This window comes from Chitinophagaceae bacterium (assembly GCA_016699815.1).
Taxonomy (GTDB): Bacteria; Bacteroidota; Bacteroidia; order Chitinophagales; family Chitinophagaceae; genus Ferruginibacter.
Window position 1 is genome coordinate 1,752,122 of sequence record CP065012.1, and the last position, 15,724, is coordinate 1,767,845.

A 15,724-nucleotide genomic window follows, 5' to 3' on the forward strand; every position below is an offset into this window, starting at 1 on the left:
CAACTGATGCTTTAAATATCAAGGTACTTCATTAGATGGTTATAATTGCTGTCAATTTCATTTTCAAATTTTTCACTGCCATAGCTATACAGTACATCATATTCATGCCGTTCAAATGAAGCCACCAACGGGGCAATTTCCCGGTGGTTTACATGCAGGGTTACGGTAAAAATACCGGTGCTGTGGTCGGTTTGTGTATTCAGGTGAAGGATGTGGCAATCGTTGTTTTCTACCAGCCTGCTTATTTCTGAAATGCTAAACTGCGGCCGTTCCATTTGCAAAACAATAATGCCGCCTATTTCATATGCACCGGCAAAATTCCCCATTATTTTCAAAAGGTCGCTTGTGGTAATGGCGCCAAAATATTCTCTTTGCTGGTTCACCACAGGCACAAGGCTACTGTCATGTTTCAAGCTGAACTCCACGGCATTTAAAAAATGGATATCGTTTAAAATGGCATCCTGAATAAAATATTTTTGAAGGCCATCTAGTGTGAGTTGCTCGTCTTCCTGATCCAGCAGGTCCTCTTCGCTCACAAGACCAAGAAATTTTTTTTCCAATACAACCGGCAAGTGGGTTACACGGTAATCGTTGATTAAATGTAACGACTTTCCAACCGTATCGGTAAGCTGTAGCTGGGGTATATTTTTATTAATATGGTCAATAGTTAGCATATTGCTAGTTTGTAACGAGTTTTACAAGTTAGATATTGTTTTAAAGCAAATTGCTTATTTAACAGACAAAAATTTTTGTTAAACCGTTGCAGCAGGCGTTTTTAATTTTGTAAGGAAACCTTCCAGTATTTTATTAAACTCTGCCGGAACTTCCATCATTGGTGCGTGGCCGCATTTGTCAATAAAATGCAATTCGCTATTGGGGATTAAGCGGTTAAACTCTTTGGCAACAAAAGGGGGTGTAATGGTATCGTTATTTCCCCAAATAAGGCAGGTAGGTTGTTTTATCTGGTTGAGTTCTTCTCCCAGATTGTTTCTTATGGCGCTTTTAGCCAGGGCAATTATTTTAATTACTTTTAACCGGTTATTCGTTATTTCAAAAACTTCGTTTACCAATTCATCTGTAGCTATTGCCGGGTCATAAAAGGTAAGGGCTGTTTTATTGCGGATGTATTCTTTATCTCCTCTTTTGGGATAGGTGTCGCCCATACCGCTTTCAAAAAGGCCTGAACTGCCGGTAAGGGTTAATGATTTTATCCTTTCTGGGTGTTTTAATATATGTACCAGGGCTACATGGCCGCCCAATGAGTTGCCTAATAGGTTGATTGAGGTATAATTCCTGTTTTCGATAAATTTATGTACAAATTTTTGCAGCCCTCCCACCGATGTATGTAACAAATCCAAATCGAGCAGCGGCAACATAGGCACCACAACTTTATAGGATTTATTAAAATATTCAATTAAGTGTGCAAAATTACTTAAAGCGCCAAATAAGCCATGTAGCAATAGCAAGGGTTCTCCGTTTCCTTCTTCTATATACTTAAATTTCCCGTCTTGTTTTATTTCGTAAATCATCAATCAATAATAAATAGATATGGTTTAATTTAAGCTAAAAATACTCTAATTAACCCAAAACCCCATCTTCAATTTTATTTTGCATGGGTAAATTAGTGATTTCTATGTTTCCTGCATAAAATATTATACCCCTTATCGCTTTTTTCAGGATGGGTGAAATAAAAATAAAATAGCCTGCTGTAAGTTTTTTAGCCTGCTTATTTAAACATTTATTTATATGAAAAAAGCCTTCCATTACAGAAGGCCTTTTAATTGAAATGGGGGTTTAACTATTGTTTTATAAAACGAATAACCTGTTTTTTATCTTGTTCCATTATTTCTCCTGCATACAGGCCTGCCGGCAGTTCATGCACATCCGCAGAAACCTGGCCGGAGCCATTGAGCAGGCTTACTTTTATAAACTGCCCCTGCAAATTGTAAATTTTCAATTTTGTATTGGAGAAATTAATATCGGTATTGAGGGTAAGTTCGTTCCTGGCCGGGTTTAACGGTATGATATATCCGTGCTTTCCGAAGTCAATCATTTTAATTGCTGTAAAAGTTGCTTTGCCATCAAAATCAACTTGCTTGAGTTTATAATAATTTTTTCCGGTAAAAGGCTGTACATCTACGTAGCTATAATTGCCGGAATTAGTACCAGAGCTGTTAACAAAGCCCAGCGATTGCCAGTTAAATGCATCCTGGCTGCGTAATATTTCAAAACCCTGGTTGTTTATTTCATTTGCTGTGCTCCATTTAAGTAATGTTCTGCTGCTTTGCTTACTTGCGGTAAATCCGGTAAAGTTTACAGGAAGCGGTGAAGCATTATTTCGTTTGTGTTTCAGCATCCAGTTATATACGTTTTGATCGGCAAATCCGCTATATCCATACTGGTTAAGGTTCAGGCTAAAGCCATGTGTAAGGTCGTGGCCGGAAATACCATAATAAATAATTTTCGCTGCTATAGGTGTACCGTTTACGGTGTTGGTATTGTCCACAAAATAATTGGTATTGCTTACTGGCACTACATTATCATAATTGTTATGCAATGCCAGTACGGGTAAGTCTGTTGCAGCCATATTTTGGCAAAATGTGGCATTGGGCGACCATGCACCAGCACCGGGTACAATTGCTGCAATCCTGTTTGAATAAGTTGCATTGTCACCCACATATGCCCATACAGCGCCGCCACCCAGGCTAAACCCACTTAAGTAAATGCGGTCTATATCTACTTTGTAATTTTCAATTATATAGTCAAGCATAGTGTTGATGTGCCCACACCATGGGTTGGTTGTAAATTGAGGTGTTATTACTATAAATTTAAAATCCTGACCACCTACGTTAAATGAAGTGGGCCAGGTACCACCGTTTATAAGGTTTGCAGGGCCATGGCGCAATACCGTACTTAAGTTAGTGGTGCCATTTCCCAACTCTCCAATTCCGGGAATAAATACAATAAGGGGAAATTTTTCACTTGGATTATTATTATAACCTTGTGGCAAGTATTCATAATAACCATTACTTACGGGGCAGGTGGTAACACCCGGCTTTGCCGTAAACGATTGGGCTATACTTACTAAAGAAGCCATAAGGTATCCCAGCAATAAAGTGTAGTGTTTTTTCATAGTAAATATTGGCTTTTGTTAACCAGTATAACTTGAAAATATTGGTTTTATTGTCCTGAAATGCTCGTAGTTATTGGTATTTCAGAAAAATTAATAAAGGGATAAAGTTGAACAGTAGTACCAATTTCGGTGGGGGATAGAAAGTTTACTATAAGCAACTTATAAGGCCTGTTTTTGAAAAAAATTCTGTAGTTGGGTAAAAGCCCCTTTGAACAGGGGAATTACTTCGCCTATACCATCAATTATCATTGGCGCCAATGGATATAGCCTTGAATAAGATTGTGAATTTTCTATGTACGATTGGTTGATGAGGTGCATTTGTGTGCCATAAAACAAAAAAACACTAAAAAGGATACAATATATCAATACATAAAAAACTATGCCGCCTATACGGTTTAGCCAGCCGAGCATTAAGGTTTCTACAACTGTTTGAAGCATTTTTGCCCCGATATTAATGGCAATAATTACCACAATAAACACAAGCATAAATGAAAAAAAAGGGAGCCATTTACCTAAAGAGGGGAGCTGTACCGCTAATTTTTCTGATGCCACTGCTGAAAATTTTAATGCTGCGGCAATTCCTGCAATAAATGAAATAATAGAAAATAAAGCAATGATTAAACCTTTGCGGTACCCTTTAATGATTCCTGTAAGCAGGAGCATAAAAAAAATAAGGTCTAAAAACATGCCTTTGCTTCTTTAAGGTGATAAAAGCTCTTTTACAATGCCCGAAATAGTTTTGCCATCTGCTTTGCCGGAAAGTTGTTTGGAAGCTACACCCATTACTTTACCCATATCTGCAGCAGTGCTTGCGCCGGTTTGGCTAATAATATTTATAACTGCGGTTTTTATTTCTTCTTCCGTTAATTGTTTGGGCATAAATTTTTCTATCACTTCCATCTCTTCTTTTTCTTTTTGGGCCAGGTCGTTGCGGCCTTGCCGGGTAAAAATATCCAGGCTATCTTTACGTTGCTTCATCATTTTTTGTAAAAATTTTTGTTCCGTTGCTTCATCTATTTCACCACCGGCTCCCGGTTCTGTTTTGGCTTTAATAATTTCTGCTTTTATTGCTCTAAGGCCACGTAAAACAGCATCGTTTTTTGATTTCATGGCATCTTTCATTTCTGTCATAATTTTTTGTTCTAAAGACATAGTGTAAAGGTTTTACTGTATTTAATTAGTTTGAAAAATGTTTTCTTAACCGGCAGGTTTCATAAGCGTTGCTTTAAATTTTTTATCAAAATCCCCGGCAAATTTTTTTATTTCTTCGGTTAATTCATTTTGCCCTGTGGCTTTTTGAAAAGTTTCTGCCAGGGTAAAAAACATCTGGTAAACAAAATCCCCCATTTCATCCACCATCATGTCTTTTGTCCACAAATCAATTTTAAAAGTATTTTTTTCTGTACCGTCCCAAAAGCCAAGGCACATGGCTTTGGCCCTTTGCAGTTTATCAGAACCCGTTTCACTGGCCGACCAATTGATTTGCTCGGGTAATTTTTTATCATCTAAATGAATGTCTATTTGTATAGAAGATTTTTGCATAGAAAAATTAATTGTAGTCGGCAAAGTTAAGGCAATTCAGGCACCCGGCAGGTTACTGTATGGCTTTAAATAGTATTGAGGATGCATTTTTCCAGTTATACAGCTGGGTATGTTCTATACCTTTTTGGGTAAAATTATTTTTTAGGGATTCGTTTTTATAGAGTTCAGATAATTGCTCAGCCAATCCGCTTTCTCCTTTAGCAGCATATATTGCCGCTTCTCCAAATGCAGCAAAAGTGTTGTTATTTTTATAGGTTAGCAGCGGAACGCCACATTTGAGCGCATAAAGGCCAAAGTTGCCTGTTATAATTTTTTCGGGCAGGTAAATAAATGCATAAGCCGAAGCAACTATGGCCGAGCACTCCAGGTCGCCGGGCCCATTTATTATAATTACATCTTCTTTAAAACGGTAAGTAGGCAAATTGGGAATTGCATTTAGCCCTGTTAAGTGATGTAAAAGCAGTGCCAGTTTCATTTCGGATTTATGCCATTTTTTAAAAATACTGAAGGCTTTGAGCAAATGGATAATATCCTGTTGGTTCCCGGCGGATACGTTGGCGGCAAAAAAATCCTTTTCATTGCTGTACTTTTCTTTTACGATTTGTTGTTCTATATCATTTATTGCATGGTAGCAGGAGTTGATGCCAAAAAAAGTGGTTTGTATATTTTCAATTTTTGGAAATTGAACTTTCAATTGTTGTTCTAATACCGGGTTGGCAGTTAATACCATAGCGGCTTTTTTGAGGAAATACCTGAAAAACCTTTTACGGTAATTTTTAAATGAAGCATAATTTATTTTATCGTCGGTAAACCATTCGGGCAACAGCATTATTTGTTTGATGCCTGTTTTAAAAGAAAGCACTGCGTTTTCAGAAATAAAAATGTCTGCATTGGCTTCCTTTAGCAGGCCGGGTAATTTATAATTGTACCAGTAGTGCAGCAGTATGCTGCTTTTAATTGCAGGGGAAATAATTTGTACCATACAGTTGCCGGGTAACTTTTCTTTATAACCTGTGCTGCTAAAAAAAACTATTTTTATATTGGGGTTTTGTTCAGCAATGCGCACCAGGCATTCTGCAAGATGGGCTGTGGGCGGGTAAAAAGAAAGAATGTGCGCCGCAATGGTCATAATATATTATTAGCGAAGCCTTTTTAATTTTACGGTTTCTATACGGGTATTGCTTACACTCAAAATGTCAAATTCAAAGTTGCCAATTATTACTCTTTGTTTTTCTTTTGGTATAAAGCCGTTGTGTTCAATAATATAACCTGAAAGTGTTTCGGCTTTTTCTTCTCCGGTAAGCCCCAGCTCATATTTTTCATCTATAAAATCCAGTTCAATGCGCCCACTGAAAATATATTCATTCTCGGAAATTTGCTTGTCTACAAATTCTTCCACATCATCATACTCATCTTTTATTTCCCCAAAAATCTCTTCCAGTAGGTCTTCCATGGTTACAATGCCGGCTGTGCCGCCAAATTCATCTACCACCCAGGCAATGCTCCGGTGGTCTTTACTGAATTTGCTCATGAGGTCGGTTGCACTCATGGTTTCAGGCACCATGGAAATGGGCATTAATATTTTTTGAACAGATTCAGGCTGTTTGAACAAGTCGAGGTGGTGAATGTACCCCACTATATTGTCAATATCATTCTCGAAAATTATTAAACGGCTAAGTCTTTTTGCAATAAAAATTTGCCTGATTTCTTCAAAAGGTGCATGTAAATCTGCGGCTATAATTTCCCTGCGTGGCACCAGACATTTACGTAGTTTGGTATCGCTTAAAGAAAGAGCATTATCCAAAAGTTCTTTATTGAATTCAGATTCTTCTTCTTTTTCTTCTGCGGTGGCCATTTTCATGGTGCCCATAAATTGTTCAAGGTCTGTTTTGCTTAAAGGCTCCTGGTTTTTTCTTAAGCGCACATTCAGTATGGTTTTTAATATCCATTCAGACAGGCGAACAAATAAAGTTGCTACAGAGGAAAAAATATTAAAAATGAAACTGGTGATATAGCTAATGATGCCATTGCTGATTACGCTGTTGTTCCTGGTGCGGAAATACGCTTTAAACACAAATTCTACAATAAGAAAAATTGAGGTAGATAAAATGGTTTCCACTAAAAGCTTAATCCATTTTACGTAGGCGGTTGCGCTTTGTGGAATGTGGCGTTCGATCCATTGCCATACCGGGAAGAGCATATCACCCACAAGTAATCCATAAACTACCAAAAGTACATTTATGGCAACCAATATGGTAGTAATAAAATGTGCCGGCCTTTCGGCATACCTGCTCCATAGTTTGCCACTGTAAGTGCCTTGTTTTTTATTGAGTTCAATAGATAATTTATTGGCAGAAATAAAAGCAATTTCTATACCCGATAAAAAGCCCATAAACAGCAATGAGATAATAATTGCCAAAAGTGCGATTGGATCCATACAATAAAAATAGCTAAAAATCCTCCATTTCTTTAGTTCACCACTTTGTTAGCGCAACTGCTGCTGGCAAATGCTTCGGGTTTTGCTTTAAATGCAAATCCCATACCCAGTATGTAACCCATGGCTTCCCTTAGCGCTTCGTTACTTTTAAAGTGCGGATTGGTGTTAATGTCGGCATGAACTTCCATATCAACATTGTATTCGGTAAACAAGTTGCACAGTTCATACGCAATTTCAATGCTTTTGGCAACCTCTACCAGCATGCGCTCTTTAATACTGTACCGGTGCAGTGTTTTTTCGTTGTGGATAAACATAAACCCACCGTGGCCTTCCCTCAAAAAAACAATTACAGTGGCAAATTCGGTTTCCCTGCTTTTTACCTGGCTGTCGGTTCCAATACACACTTTTAGCCTGAAGCCATTTGCAGTTTCTCTTTTTATGGCGTTTTCTACGGCATCTTTAATGGGTAATTTCAGGTTGTCACCATTGAATTTTCTCCAGAGCATAGTGTATTCAGTTTTTTAAATTTACCTATTAATTTAAAGAAACCAATAAAATATACTTCAGCATTGGGCAAAACTGTGGATATGTAGATAAAATTTTTTTTTGCTTCGCCTGCAATTAAGCCATAGAAAAGCTAGAAATAGAAAACCTCCCCTGCATTTTTTGCCCGGTAAAAAAAATCAATAAAAATAAAAAAAATTATTGCAAATAAGCGGCTTCAAACCTTGCTAATGGGGCCATCCTTGCTTTATTTAAGAATAAAGTATCGCCTACAAGGTTATAATTATCTGCCGTATTTAATACATTAAAAAAATCTGTTTCGTAATGGGCGTCTATGCAAGCCCTTTGTGTAGCTGCGGTATTTAAAAAACGGATGCGGCTTGCAGCTTCATTTAGCTCATATTTTCCAAATAAAATATTGCAACCACCATAACCTTTTACGGTAGTATCGGCTTCATTGAGGATAAAGTAAGCAGCCTGGGATTTGTTTGGTGCAGTAACTGGTTGCCGGTTTAATTCTTTTAAAACCCAATATTTATTGGTAATACCGTTGCTGCTGATTTGTTTAAAAATATATTTATCGGCAAGTGCGCCTGTAACTTTATCGCCTGTTTTATCTAACATGGTTATGGCGCTTGTAGATATATGAAATAAAGTGGTATCCGCTCCCTCAATCAATTGAATGGTAGTGTTGTCGGCAATTGCTATATTTCCCGATCTGTAAAATACCGTATCTTTTTTGCCAAGGTATTTGCTCCACTCTTCAAAGCTGTTGTCTTTTTTAAGATTGATTACGGTTTCTATGCCTTCACAATCTGCACAGGGCGTAATGCTTTTATAATAACCCCAATTGATGTTTAAGGTTTTTGCAACTATGCCTGAATCTTTTTGGGTAACTGCTTCTGGGCTGGATTTATTGGGCGAACAGGAAATAAAAGAAAAGACAGATAAAACTAAAATGGATATGCTGAGGACAGGGTATCTTTTCATGGTTAAAAAAATGAGTAATATTTTTTAATAATCAACAAAGGTATGATTAATAAAAATAAAAAGAGGCCGGTCCCTAACACCGGCCCCTAACTTACACATGAATCTACCTTACTGTCTTAAAATTCTTTCTGTTTGTTTTAGGTTGTTGCTGATGAGCTGTAGGACATAGATGCCTGAAGGTTTTCCTTGCAGGTTAATATGGTTAAGGCCGTTTTTGCCATTTCCTTTCATTATTAAACGGCCATTGGCATCATATAAAGCGTATTGAAAATTCTCCGGTGCATTTACTAAAAGATCGTTTTGTGCCAGTGTAGATACCTGGAACGATGGCAATTTTTCCGTTTTCCTTAATGCTATTACATTGCTATACGCCTGTTGGTCTATTACTGAAACTACATTCAACCGGTAATAAAGTATTTTGCTCTTCCAGGGTGTATAAGAAAAACTACGGCTGTTATAGTTGGTTAAAGTAAGCGTTGTAAAATTTATACCGTCTTCTGATACTTCCAATGTTTGCATTTTAATGGGTTCGTCGGCAATAATGTTCCAGTTTAAAATGTGTTTATTGTTTTCCGATTTTCCATTTAGCGCAATACTTCTTATGGGCAATGCACCTCTTACTGCTGTGAGGGTATAAGAGCCAAGGCTGCCGTAATCGCTTACATTGCTATTCCCCGTTCCGGAAATTAGAATATAGTATTGGCCTGCATTTAATGTGGTATCAAATAATACATTCATTTTATCCATCGGGTTATAAGTTTGTATTAAAGTTTTGGATGCATCGTATAATTTTACCATTACATCCAGGTTGGCGCCGGTATTATTTTCATTGAGGCCAAATGGTTTTGCTTCAAAGTGAAAAAATGCTTTTGCCGCCATAGTGAAACGAAATGCATCTTTATCTACATTATGGCTTATCACTCCTTCGGTGGTAAAATTATTTGTGCCTGCATTAAAAGTATTTTCATCAAGCACTTCATTATAGTCATCGTTTCTGTATACAAACCCATTTAAAGAAACAATGGTGGTAAGGTTGTCTTGCGTACTGGTACAGCCATAAGGCGTAGGGCCATCGTTCCAACCGGTCATATTGCTATAGTAGCTGTTGCCCATTACCGGCGCCCAGCTAGTTTCTCCTGTACCGGCGCCTAGGCTATAAGTTTGCGTTAAATTACAATTATTGTCATACGCCGATTGGTGAGCAAGGCCAAGTGTATGGCCGCTTTCGTGGCTGCAACATTCTGCAATAAATTTGGGGTTATACAAAAGCCTGTCTGTAAAAACAAAACCAGGCGTGTCGTCTCCCCAGGTAAATGAGCCGATATATGAAACACCTCCAACTCCTGTGTACCAGTCGCTGGTAGGAGTAACAATAATACGAATGCGGTTGCCTACCGGCGCTGCTAAAAAAACCGTAGAATCGGTGGTAATATTTATATTGAAAGGGCGAAAATCCTCAGCCACCCTGTTATACACTTCGGTAATTTGGGTTGCATTTAAGCCACTGGGCGCACATTCAAAATATGCGCCGTAACGCCAGCCTGCAGATTGTACGCTTTGGCCGTCAAAATCAATATAAATTGTAGCCTGGGCAGTTGACCAACTGCTTAATTTGGGCGCCTGTGCATGGGCAAGGGTTGCACAAAGGGCAAATATTATTAAGGTAAAGTTTTTCATTGTGTCAGAATTGAGTTTTTCGGAGATGGTGTTTAGTGGATATTACAAGGCTCAAAAATTTTATCTGTTTGTGTTTTTTTCAATTTATAACTACCCAGGCTTTCTCTTTTTATTTCAAACCCATCAGCAGCGCCAGGGTTTATGATTCTTCCGCTAAAGGTTACTATATTATCGGCATTGGTTGTTTTAGCCAATTGCAATAAAGTATTTTGCCAGGTTGTAGATTTAATAATGATGATACGCAGGTTTTCATATTTTTGAACATTACTGATAACTTTGCCTGAAAAATTAAAACTTTGTCCGAGAGGAATTGTAACCGATTGGCCGGCATTGTTTTGAAAAGCCATCCTGATGGCGTTTTCATCTATATTAATGATGGAAGGATAGTTGGCAAAAATTGCCGGTTTGGTTGATTGTGCTTTACTTGTGGATACAATAAATAAAAGCAGCACCAGTAAGGCAAATACAGGCTTTTTCATAAATATTGGTTTTAGGGAGAATTAGGTATTCTCGTATCTAAAACGCAATATTGATTAGATTATTATCTGAAAGGTTAAAATTAATAAGCACCGGTGCTCAATAAAACCAGGGTACAGGCTTCTAAGGTTTTTATGCCTTTTTTATGGGCAAGTTCTTCCAGCTCAGGATTTTCTGTACCGGGATTAAAAATGATACGATGGGGTTTTAAGGAAAGTATATAATCGTAATAGGGTTTTTGATTGGCAGGGTTCAGATATAAGGTTACTGTATCTACATCAGATAATAGAGGCGTACCGGTAATTATCGGGCTGTCATTTATTTGGTTTGGCCTTCGTCCGATTGCCGTAACTGCATGGCCAAATTTTTTTAATTTATTAACGGCAAGGAAGCTGTATCGCTCAGGGTTGCCAGAAGCGCCCAGCACAACAGTATATTTTGATTTAGTCATCGGTTAAAAATCTTGCTTTTAAATCCTGCGTAGGTACCATACAACTTTCTTTTTTGCCAAACCATTGATACCTGTTTCTGGCAACAAAGTTATACACAATATTACGGATGCCGGCTGGTACTATGTTAAAAACAACAGCCAGCTTTACCAGCCCGCTTAAATTTTTTGCCACTTTTAATGCAGCAGTAGATTGACTGTATGCCTTATTATTCTCAATAAGTAAAAACGAAGAGTATTGTTTTAGCGGAAGATTATATTGTTGCAAAAGTTTTTGCCCGGCTTTACTTTGAAAAGCAGCAAACCTGTAAACTTTCTCCTTGTCGTGTTTAATAATAAATTGTACGGATCGGTTGCAAAGGTTGCAAATGCCGTCAAAAAGTATAATGGGTGAACTGCTTACCATAAGTTAGTTTGAAAATATTATTTTAATATTTTCATTAAGGAAGCGGTAAATTTATTTTCTTCTGTCTTTACCATTATATCCAGCATCGTTCCTGCCTGTGTACCTAATTTTTTCATATTGCTTATTACTGCTAAAAACTGCCTGGTGTCTTTATCTTTAGTATCGCCATCAATTTTTTCCAGTTGCGATAGTAGTTTTAGCATAGGATCCAGCTCCCTTTTTTTCTTTCTTTTATTATATGTGCAGCCATTTTCCAAATATCTTTTTCTGTGCTAAAGTGTTCTTATCTTTCTCCATGTATAATCACCCTGTTTATTAATCCCCAGCCAATAAGTTGCCTGATGTTCATATTTACATTACCACGGCATATGTTGAGTTGTTCCATAATAGAATCCTGGTTGAGTGGCGTAACATTTACCAATAGTAAAGCATGTATTTGGGCTATGGTATGGTTAATACCCCATTGCTCCCCAGTTATTGATGAATTGCTTTTTGGCTTCGGTTAATTTCATAAACCAAAACTAAATACAAGTTCATAAATTTCAAAAAAAATTGAAAATATCGAAATGTATTTTCTCCGGGTAATAGTGTCCCCAATATTTTACCTGCTCCGAAAAAAAAATGATAAGAGTTGGCTCTTTATAGATTACACCAGCAGAGTTACCGGTTGCTCCATATAAGCTTTGAGCGTTTGAAGAAAAGCGGCGCCAACAGAGCCATCTACACTTCTATGGTCGCAGCTTAATGTAACTTTCATAATATTGGTAACGCCAAAACCATCGGCTTTTTTAACTACTACTTCTTTTATTCTTCCTACAGCAAGTATGGCGCTGTCGGGTGGATTGATGATGGCAGTAAACTCATCAATATCCATCATACCAAGGTTTGAAATAGTAAAAGTGTTGCCGCTAAATTCGTTGGGCTGAAGTTTTTTGTCTTTGGCTTTTCCATAAAGCATTTTAGCTTCTGCAGCAATTTGCGATAAGCTTTTTTGATCGGCAAAGCGGATAACAGGTACAATTAACCCATCGGGCATTGCCACAGCCGAGCCAATATGTATATGATGATTTTGGCGAATAAAATCCCCCATCCAACTGCTGTTTACATCGGTATGCTTGCGTAGCGCAGATGCCGATGCTTTTATGAGCATATCGTTAAAAGAAATTTTTACAGGGCTTACTTCATTCATGGAAATACGGGCAGCTATAGCATTGTCCATATTTATTTCCATGGTTAAATAAAAATGAGGGGCGCTAAATTTACTTTCTCCAAGCCTTCGGGCAATGGTTTTTCTCATTTGAGAAACGGGTATATCTGTAAAGCCTTCCTGGGTTGCAGAATTAAATTGAGGCACCACTAAAGGTGCGGAAGATAGTGCAGCTGCAGGAGCAGCACCGGGAACAAAACTGTCAATATCTTTTTTTATGATTCTTCCGCCATCGCCGGTTCCGTTTACGGCAGCAAGGTCAATCCCTTTTTCGGAAGCCAATTTTTTGGCCAGTGGGGAAGCTAAAATTCTGCCATTGTGATTTGTTGTTGTAGCAACAGGAGCTGCTGCTATATGAGCGGCAGTTGCAATTTCTTCTTTTATTTGGGTATGCACAGGTGCTGCTTGTGCTCCAGATTTTAAGTAGGCAACATAAGCGTTAATGTCGGTACCGGCTTTTCCTACAATGGCAATTACTTCATTTACTTTAGCTGCATTGCCCGCTTCAACACCTTTGTAAAGTAAAGTGCCTTCTTCATAGCCTACTACTTCCATTGTGGCTTTATCGGTTTCTACCTCTGCCAATACATCGTCGCTTTTTACTTTATCGCCTACATTTTTATTCCAGGCTATTAATTTTCCTTCGGTCATGGTATCGCTTAGCAATGGCATGCATATTTCTTTTGCGCCTTCAGGTAAAGATACATTTGTGGTAAGCGTTGTTTTTTCTGTTGGGGTGGCTATTATTGTTTCCTGTTTTGATGGAGCAGGTTTTTCTTCTAAAATAGATTTAATATCTTCTCCCTGCTTGCCCACTATAGCAATTACCTGGTTTACCTGCGCAGCCTGGCCTGCAGGAACGCCAATATGCAATAAAACGCCATCTGCATAACCTACTACTTCCATAGTGGCTTTATCGGTTTCCACTTCTGCCAATATATCGTCGCTTTTTACTTTATCCCCTACTTTTTTGTTCCAAGCCACAATTTTTCCTTCGGTCATGGTATCACTTAGTAAAGGCATGCGTATTACTTCCGCCATAAAATATAATTAATTCTGCTATTAAGAGGCCCGAAATTAATGCAAAAGGGGCAATTTTCAGCCAATAGAATTTTTTCGTTAAAATCCTAATCCAATTCCAGCTTTAGCTTTTCCTTTAATATCTTAATATTGGGAAATTGCTCACTTAACCGTTGAAATTGTTGCTTATGGCTGAGTTCAACTGCTGTATTTTCCTTTTCTGCCTTTTCTTCTAAAACAATAAACCGGTAAGTTAATGCCCGGTTATAAAAAACTTTTTGAAGATGTTCCAGTACCAGCTCCCTTTCGGATTCTATAAACTTTTGGTGCAGGCGGTTGGGCAGCGTTATAATAAATGTATCGTTATTTTCTATGCTTAGTTTAGCCAAATTAAAACTGGATACTAAAGAATGTTGTTTTTTTTCTTCAAGGGTTAAAATATATTGCTGCCAGGCAGTAGTTAAAGTATCTTGTTGCAACGGTATTGGGGAACGGCTGTTTTTAATATGTTGCTCCTGTATTTTTTCCCTTATTCCTTTTAAAGTAGAAACAGGCTTTATAGTTGGGGGTATAATTTTTTCTTTTTCCTGAAGAACATCAGGTTGAACGGTTTTTTTAATTTTTAAAGTTGCAGATGAAGGCGCAGGAGGGCTTTGCGAAATATTAGTTGCTGTACTGTTATCCTTAATTTTTATGGGAACCAGGTTCCTGAAACTAAGGCTTGATTGCTTGTCAATTATTTTTTTTTTTATAGTATCTGTACTGCTTACGGTTATTTCAATGGCTTGTTGCAGGTAGCAGAGTTTAATGAGCACCAGTTCTACAAAAAGTTTTTTATTCCGGGAAAGCTTGTAGCCAGATGCTGCTTCAGATATAATATTGAGTGCCGCAACAAACCATCCTGCATTAATTTGGCTTGAAGTAGAGATGTATTTTTCTTTAAAATCATCAACAACATTGAGCAGGGCTGCTGCCTTGCTATCTTTACTTACCATCAGGTTGCGTATAAACTCTGCAAAGCCATCCAGGAAAGAATCGCCTTCAAACCCTTTTTTGTTGATACTGTCAAATAATAAAAGGGCTTCGGCCATTTGTTGCTGTTGCATATAGCCAAGGAGCGTAAAAAAATAATCCTCATCTAAAATATTCAGATGTTCTAAAACGCTGTTATACGTTACTTCCCCACCTGAAAAGCTTACAATTTTATCTAAGATGCTTAAGGAGTCCCTCAAAGCTCCTTCGCTTTTTTGGGCAATTATATGTAAGGCAGGTTTTTCTGCATTAATCCCTTCTTTTTGGCATATATCCTGCAGGTGGGTTACGGTATCGTTTATAGTAATCCTTTTAAAATCAAAAATCTGGCAACGGCTTAAGATCGTAGGTAATATTTTGTGTTTCTCTGTTGTGGCCAGTATAAAAATGGCATAGGGTGGCGGCTCTTCAAGGGTTTTTAAAAAAGCATTAAATGCGGCGGCGCTGAGCATGTGCACTTCATCCACTATATACACTTTGTAATCGCCTGCCTGTGGCGCAAAACGCACCTGTTCTACCAGGGTGCGTATATCATCAACCGAATTATTGCTGGCAGCATCTAATTCATGGATGTTTAAAGAGCTGCCATTATCAAAGGAAACACAGCTTACGCAAGTGTTACAGGCTTCCCCGTCTTTAGTTCTTTTTTGGCAGTTAATGGTTTTGGCAAGTATACGGGCACAGGTAGTTTTACCCACTCCTCTTGGCCCGCAAAATAAAAATGCATGGGCAAGCTGGTTGTTGCCAATGGCATTTTTTAAAGTAGTGGTTATATGCGATTGGCCAATAACCGTACTAAAATTCTGCGGCCTGTATTTTCTTGCTGATACTATAAATTTATCCATCCTAAA

Annotated in this window: 16 protein-coding genes and 1 pseudogene; all 17 read right to left on the bottom strand. The window is 37.9% G+C overall.

Features of this window, described 5'->3' with window-relative positions:
- Nucleotides 1-11: 11 nt before the first annotated feature.
- Complete coding sequence (locus tag IPO46_07775; protein QQS62037.1) at nucleotides 12-674, bottom strand: CBS domain-containing protein; 663 nt, start codon at nucleotides 672-674, stop codon at nucleotides 12-14.
- A gap of 78 nt (nucleotides 675-752) precedes the next feature.
- The gene (locus IPO46_07780; protein QQS62038.1) at nucleotides 753-1,529 is read right to left on the bottom strand and encodes an alpha/beta hydrolase; all 777 of its coding nucleotides are present in this window, start codon (nucleotides 1,527-1,529) and stop codon (nucleotides 753-755) included.
- Nucleotides 1,530-1,798: 269 nt separating this feature from the next.
- The gene (locus tag IPO46_07785) at nucleotides 1,799-3,133 is read right to left on the bottom strand and encodes a T9SS type A sorting domain-containing protein (GenBank protein QQS62039.1); all 1,335 of its coding nucleotides are present in this window, start codon (nucleotides 3,131-3,133) and stop codon (nucleotides 1,799-1,801) included.
- A gap of 159 nt (nucleotides 3,134-3,292) precedes the next feature.
- On the bottom strand, nucleotides 3,293-3,820 hold the full coding sequence (locus tag IPO46_07790; protein QQS62040.1) for a CvpA family protein: 528 nt from the start codon (nucleotides 3,818-3,820) through the stop codon (nucleotides 3,293-3,295).
- A 12-nt stretch (nucleotides 3,821-3,832) separates the two neighbouring features.
- The gene (locus IPO46_07795) at nucleotides 3,833-4,285 is read right to left on the bottom strand and encodes a GatB/YqeY domain-containing protein (protein QQS62041.1); all 453 of its coding nucleotides are present in this window, start codon (nucleotides 4,283-4,285) and stop codon (nucleotides 3,833-3,835) included.
- A 45-nt stretch (nucleotides 4,286-4,330) separates the two neighbouring features.
- Nucleotides 4,331-4,675 carry a gliding motility protein GldC gene (gldC, locus tag IPO46_07800; protein ID QQS62042.1) on the bottom strand — a complete coding sequence of 115 codons (345 nt, stop codon included), beginning with the start codon at nucleotides 4,673-4,675 and terminating at the stop codon, nucleotides 4,331-4,333.
- 52 nt (nucleotides 4,676-4,727) lie between these two features.
- Entirely contained in the window at nucleotides 4,728-5,804 is a 1,077-nt protein-coding gene (locus IPO46_07805; GenBank protein QQS62043.1) for a hypothetical protein, read from the bottom strand.
- Nucleotides 5,805-5,813: 9 nt separating this feature from the next.
- Nucleotides 5,814-7,112: an HlyC/CorC family transporter gene (locus IPO46_07810; GenBank protein QQS62044.1), complete on the bottom strand. Its 1,299-nt coding sequence runs from the start codon at nucleotides 7,110-7,112 to the stop codon at nucleotides 5,814-5,816.
- Nucleotides 7,113-7,144: 32 nt separating this feature from the next.
- Nucleotides 7,145-7,618, bottom strand: a complete 474-nt coding sequence (locus tag IPO46_07815; GenBank protein ID QQS62045.1) for a ribonuclease H-like YkuK family protein — start codon at nucleotides 7,616-7,618, stop codon at nucleotides 7,145-7,147.
- A 196-nt stretch (nucleotides 7,619-7,814) separates the two neighbouring features.
- Nucleotides 7,815-8,606, bottom strand: coding sequence for a copper resistance protein NlpE N-terminal domain-containing protein (locus IPO46_07820; protein ID QQS62046.1), 792 nt, complete (start codon nucleotides 8,604-8,606; stop codon nucleotides 7,815-7,817).
- Between the two features lie 108 nt (nucleotides 8,607-8,714).
- The gene (locus IPO46_07825; GenBank protein QQS62047.1) at nucleotides 8,715-10,283 is read right to left on the bottom strand and encodes a T9SS type A sorting domain-containing protein; all 1,569 of its coding nucleotides are present in this window, start codon (nucleotides 10,281-10,283) and stop codon (nucleotides 8,715-8,717) included.
- A 32-nt stretch (nucleotides 10,284-10,315) separates the two neighbouring features.
- Nucleotides 10,316-10,762: a hypothetical protein gene (locus IPO46_07830; protein ID QQS62048.1), complete on the bottom strand. Its 447-nt coding sequence runs from the start codon at nucleotides 10,760-10,762 to the stop codon at nucleotides 10,316-10,318.
- A gap of 80 nt (nucleotides 10,763-10,842) precedes the next feature.
- Complete coding sequence (locus IPO46_07835) at nucleotides 10,843-11,211, bottom strand: CoA-binding protein (protein QQS62049.1); 369 nt, start codon at nucleotides 11,209-11,211, stop codon at nucleotides 10,843-10,845.
- Nucleotides 11,204-11,614, bottom strand: coding sequence for a thiol-disulfide oxidoreductase DCC family protein (locus IPO46_07840; GenBank protein QQS62050.1), 411 nt, complete (start codon nucleotides 11,612-11,614; stop codon nucleotides 11,204-11,206). The genes IPO46_07835 and IPO46_07840 overlap by 8 nt, the downstream gene beginning before the upstream one ends.
- Before the next feature lie 17 nt (nucleotides 11,615-11,631).
- Nucleotides 11,632-12,126, bottom strand: a pseudogene (locus IPO46_07845) (transcriptional regulator).
- A gap of 134 nt (nucleotides 12,127-12,260) precedes the next feature.
- Entirely contained in the window at nucleotides 12,261-13,862 is a 1,602-nt protein-coding gene (locus tag IPO46_07850) for a pyruvate dehydrogenase complex dihydrolipoamide acetyltransferase (GenBank protein ID QQS62051.1), read from the bottom strand.
- Between the two features lie 86 nt (nucleotides 13,863-13,948).
- Nucleotides 13,949-15,718 carry a DNA polymerase III subunit gamma/tau gene (gene dnaX, locus IPO46_07855; protein QQS64353.1) on the bottom strand — a complete coding sequence of 590 codons (1,770 nt, stop codon included), beginning with the start codon at nucleotides 15,716-15,718 and terminating at the stop codon, nucleotides 13,949-13,951.
- Nucleotides 15,719-15,724: the final 6 nt, after the last annotated feature.

Bases quoted from the DNA above. Each gene is read 5' to 3' on its own strand.
- gldC (QQS62042.1), bottom strand. From the start codon at position 4,675: ATGCAAAAATCTTCTATACAAATAGACATTCATTTAGATGATAAAAAA.
- IPO46_07775 (QQS62037.1), bottom strand. From the start codon at position 674: ATGCTAACTATTGACCATATTAATAAAAATATACCCCAGCTACAGCTT.
- IPO46_07825 (QQS62047.1), bottom strand. From the start codon at position 10,283: ATGAAAAACTTTACCTTAATAATATTTGCCCTTTGTGCAACCCTTGCC.
- IPO46_07785 (QQS62039.1), bottom strand. From the start codon at position 3,133: ATGAAAAAACACTACACTTTATTGCTGGGATACCTTATGGCTTCTTTA.
- IPO46_07805 (QQS62043.1), bottom strand. From the start codon at position 5,804: ATGACCATTGCGGCGCACATTCTTTCTTTTTACCCGCCCACAGCCCAT.
- IPO46_07780 (QQS62038.1), bottom strand. From the start codon at position 1,529: ATGATTTACGAAATAAAACAAGACGGGAAATTTAAGTATATAGAAGAA.
- IPO46_07790 (QQS62040.1), bottom strand. From the start codon at position 3,820: ATGTTTTTAGACCTTATTTTTTTTATGCTCCTGCTTACAGGAATCATT.
- IPO46_07795 (QQS62041.1), bottom strand. From the start codon at position 4,285: ATGTCTTTAGAACAAAAAATTATGACAGAAATGAAAGATGCCATGAAA.
- IPO46_07850 (QQS62051.1), bottom strand. From the start codon at position 13,862: ATGGCGGAAGTAATACGCATGCCTTTACTAAGTGATACCATGACCGAA.
- IPO46_07810 (QQS62044.1), bottom strand. From the start codon at position 7,112: ATGGATCCAATCGCACTTTTGGCAATTATTATCTCATTGCTGTTTATG.
- IPO46_07835 (QQS62049.1), bottom strand. From the start codon at position 11,211: ATGACTAAATCAAAATATACTGTTGTGCTGGGCGCTTCTGGCAACCCT.
- IPO46_07815 (QQS62045.1), bottom strand. From the start codon at position 7,618: ATGCTCTGGAGAAAATTCAATGGTGACAACCTGAAATTACCCATTAAA.
- IPO46_07840 (QQS62050.1), bottom strand. From the start codon at position 11,614: ATGGTAAGCAGTTCACCCATTATACTTTTTGACGGCATTTGCAACCTT.
- dnaX (QQS64353.1), bottom strand. From the start codon at position 15,718: ATGGATAAATTTATAGTATCAGCAAGAAAATACAGGCCGCAGAATTTT.
- IPO46_07830 (QQS62048.1), bottom strand. From the start codon at position 10,762: ATGAAAAAGCCTGTATTTGCCTTACTGGTGCTGCTTTTATTTATTGTA.
- IPO46_07820 (QQS62046.1), bottom strand. From the start codon at position 8,606: ATGAAAAGATACCCTGTCCTCAGCATATCCATTTTAGTTTTATCTGTC.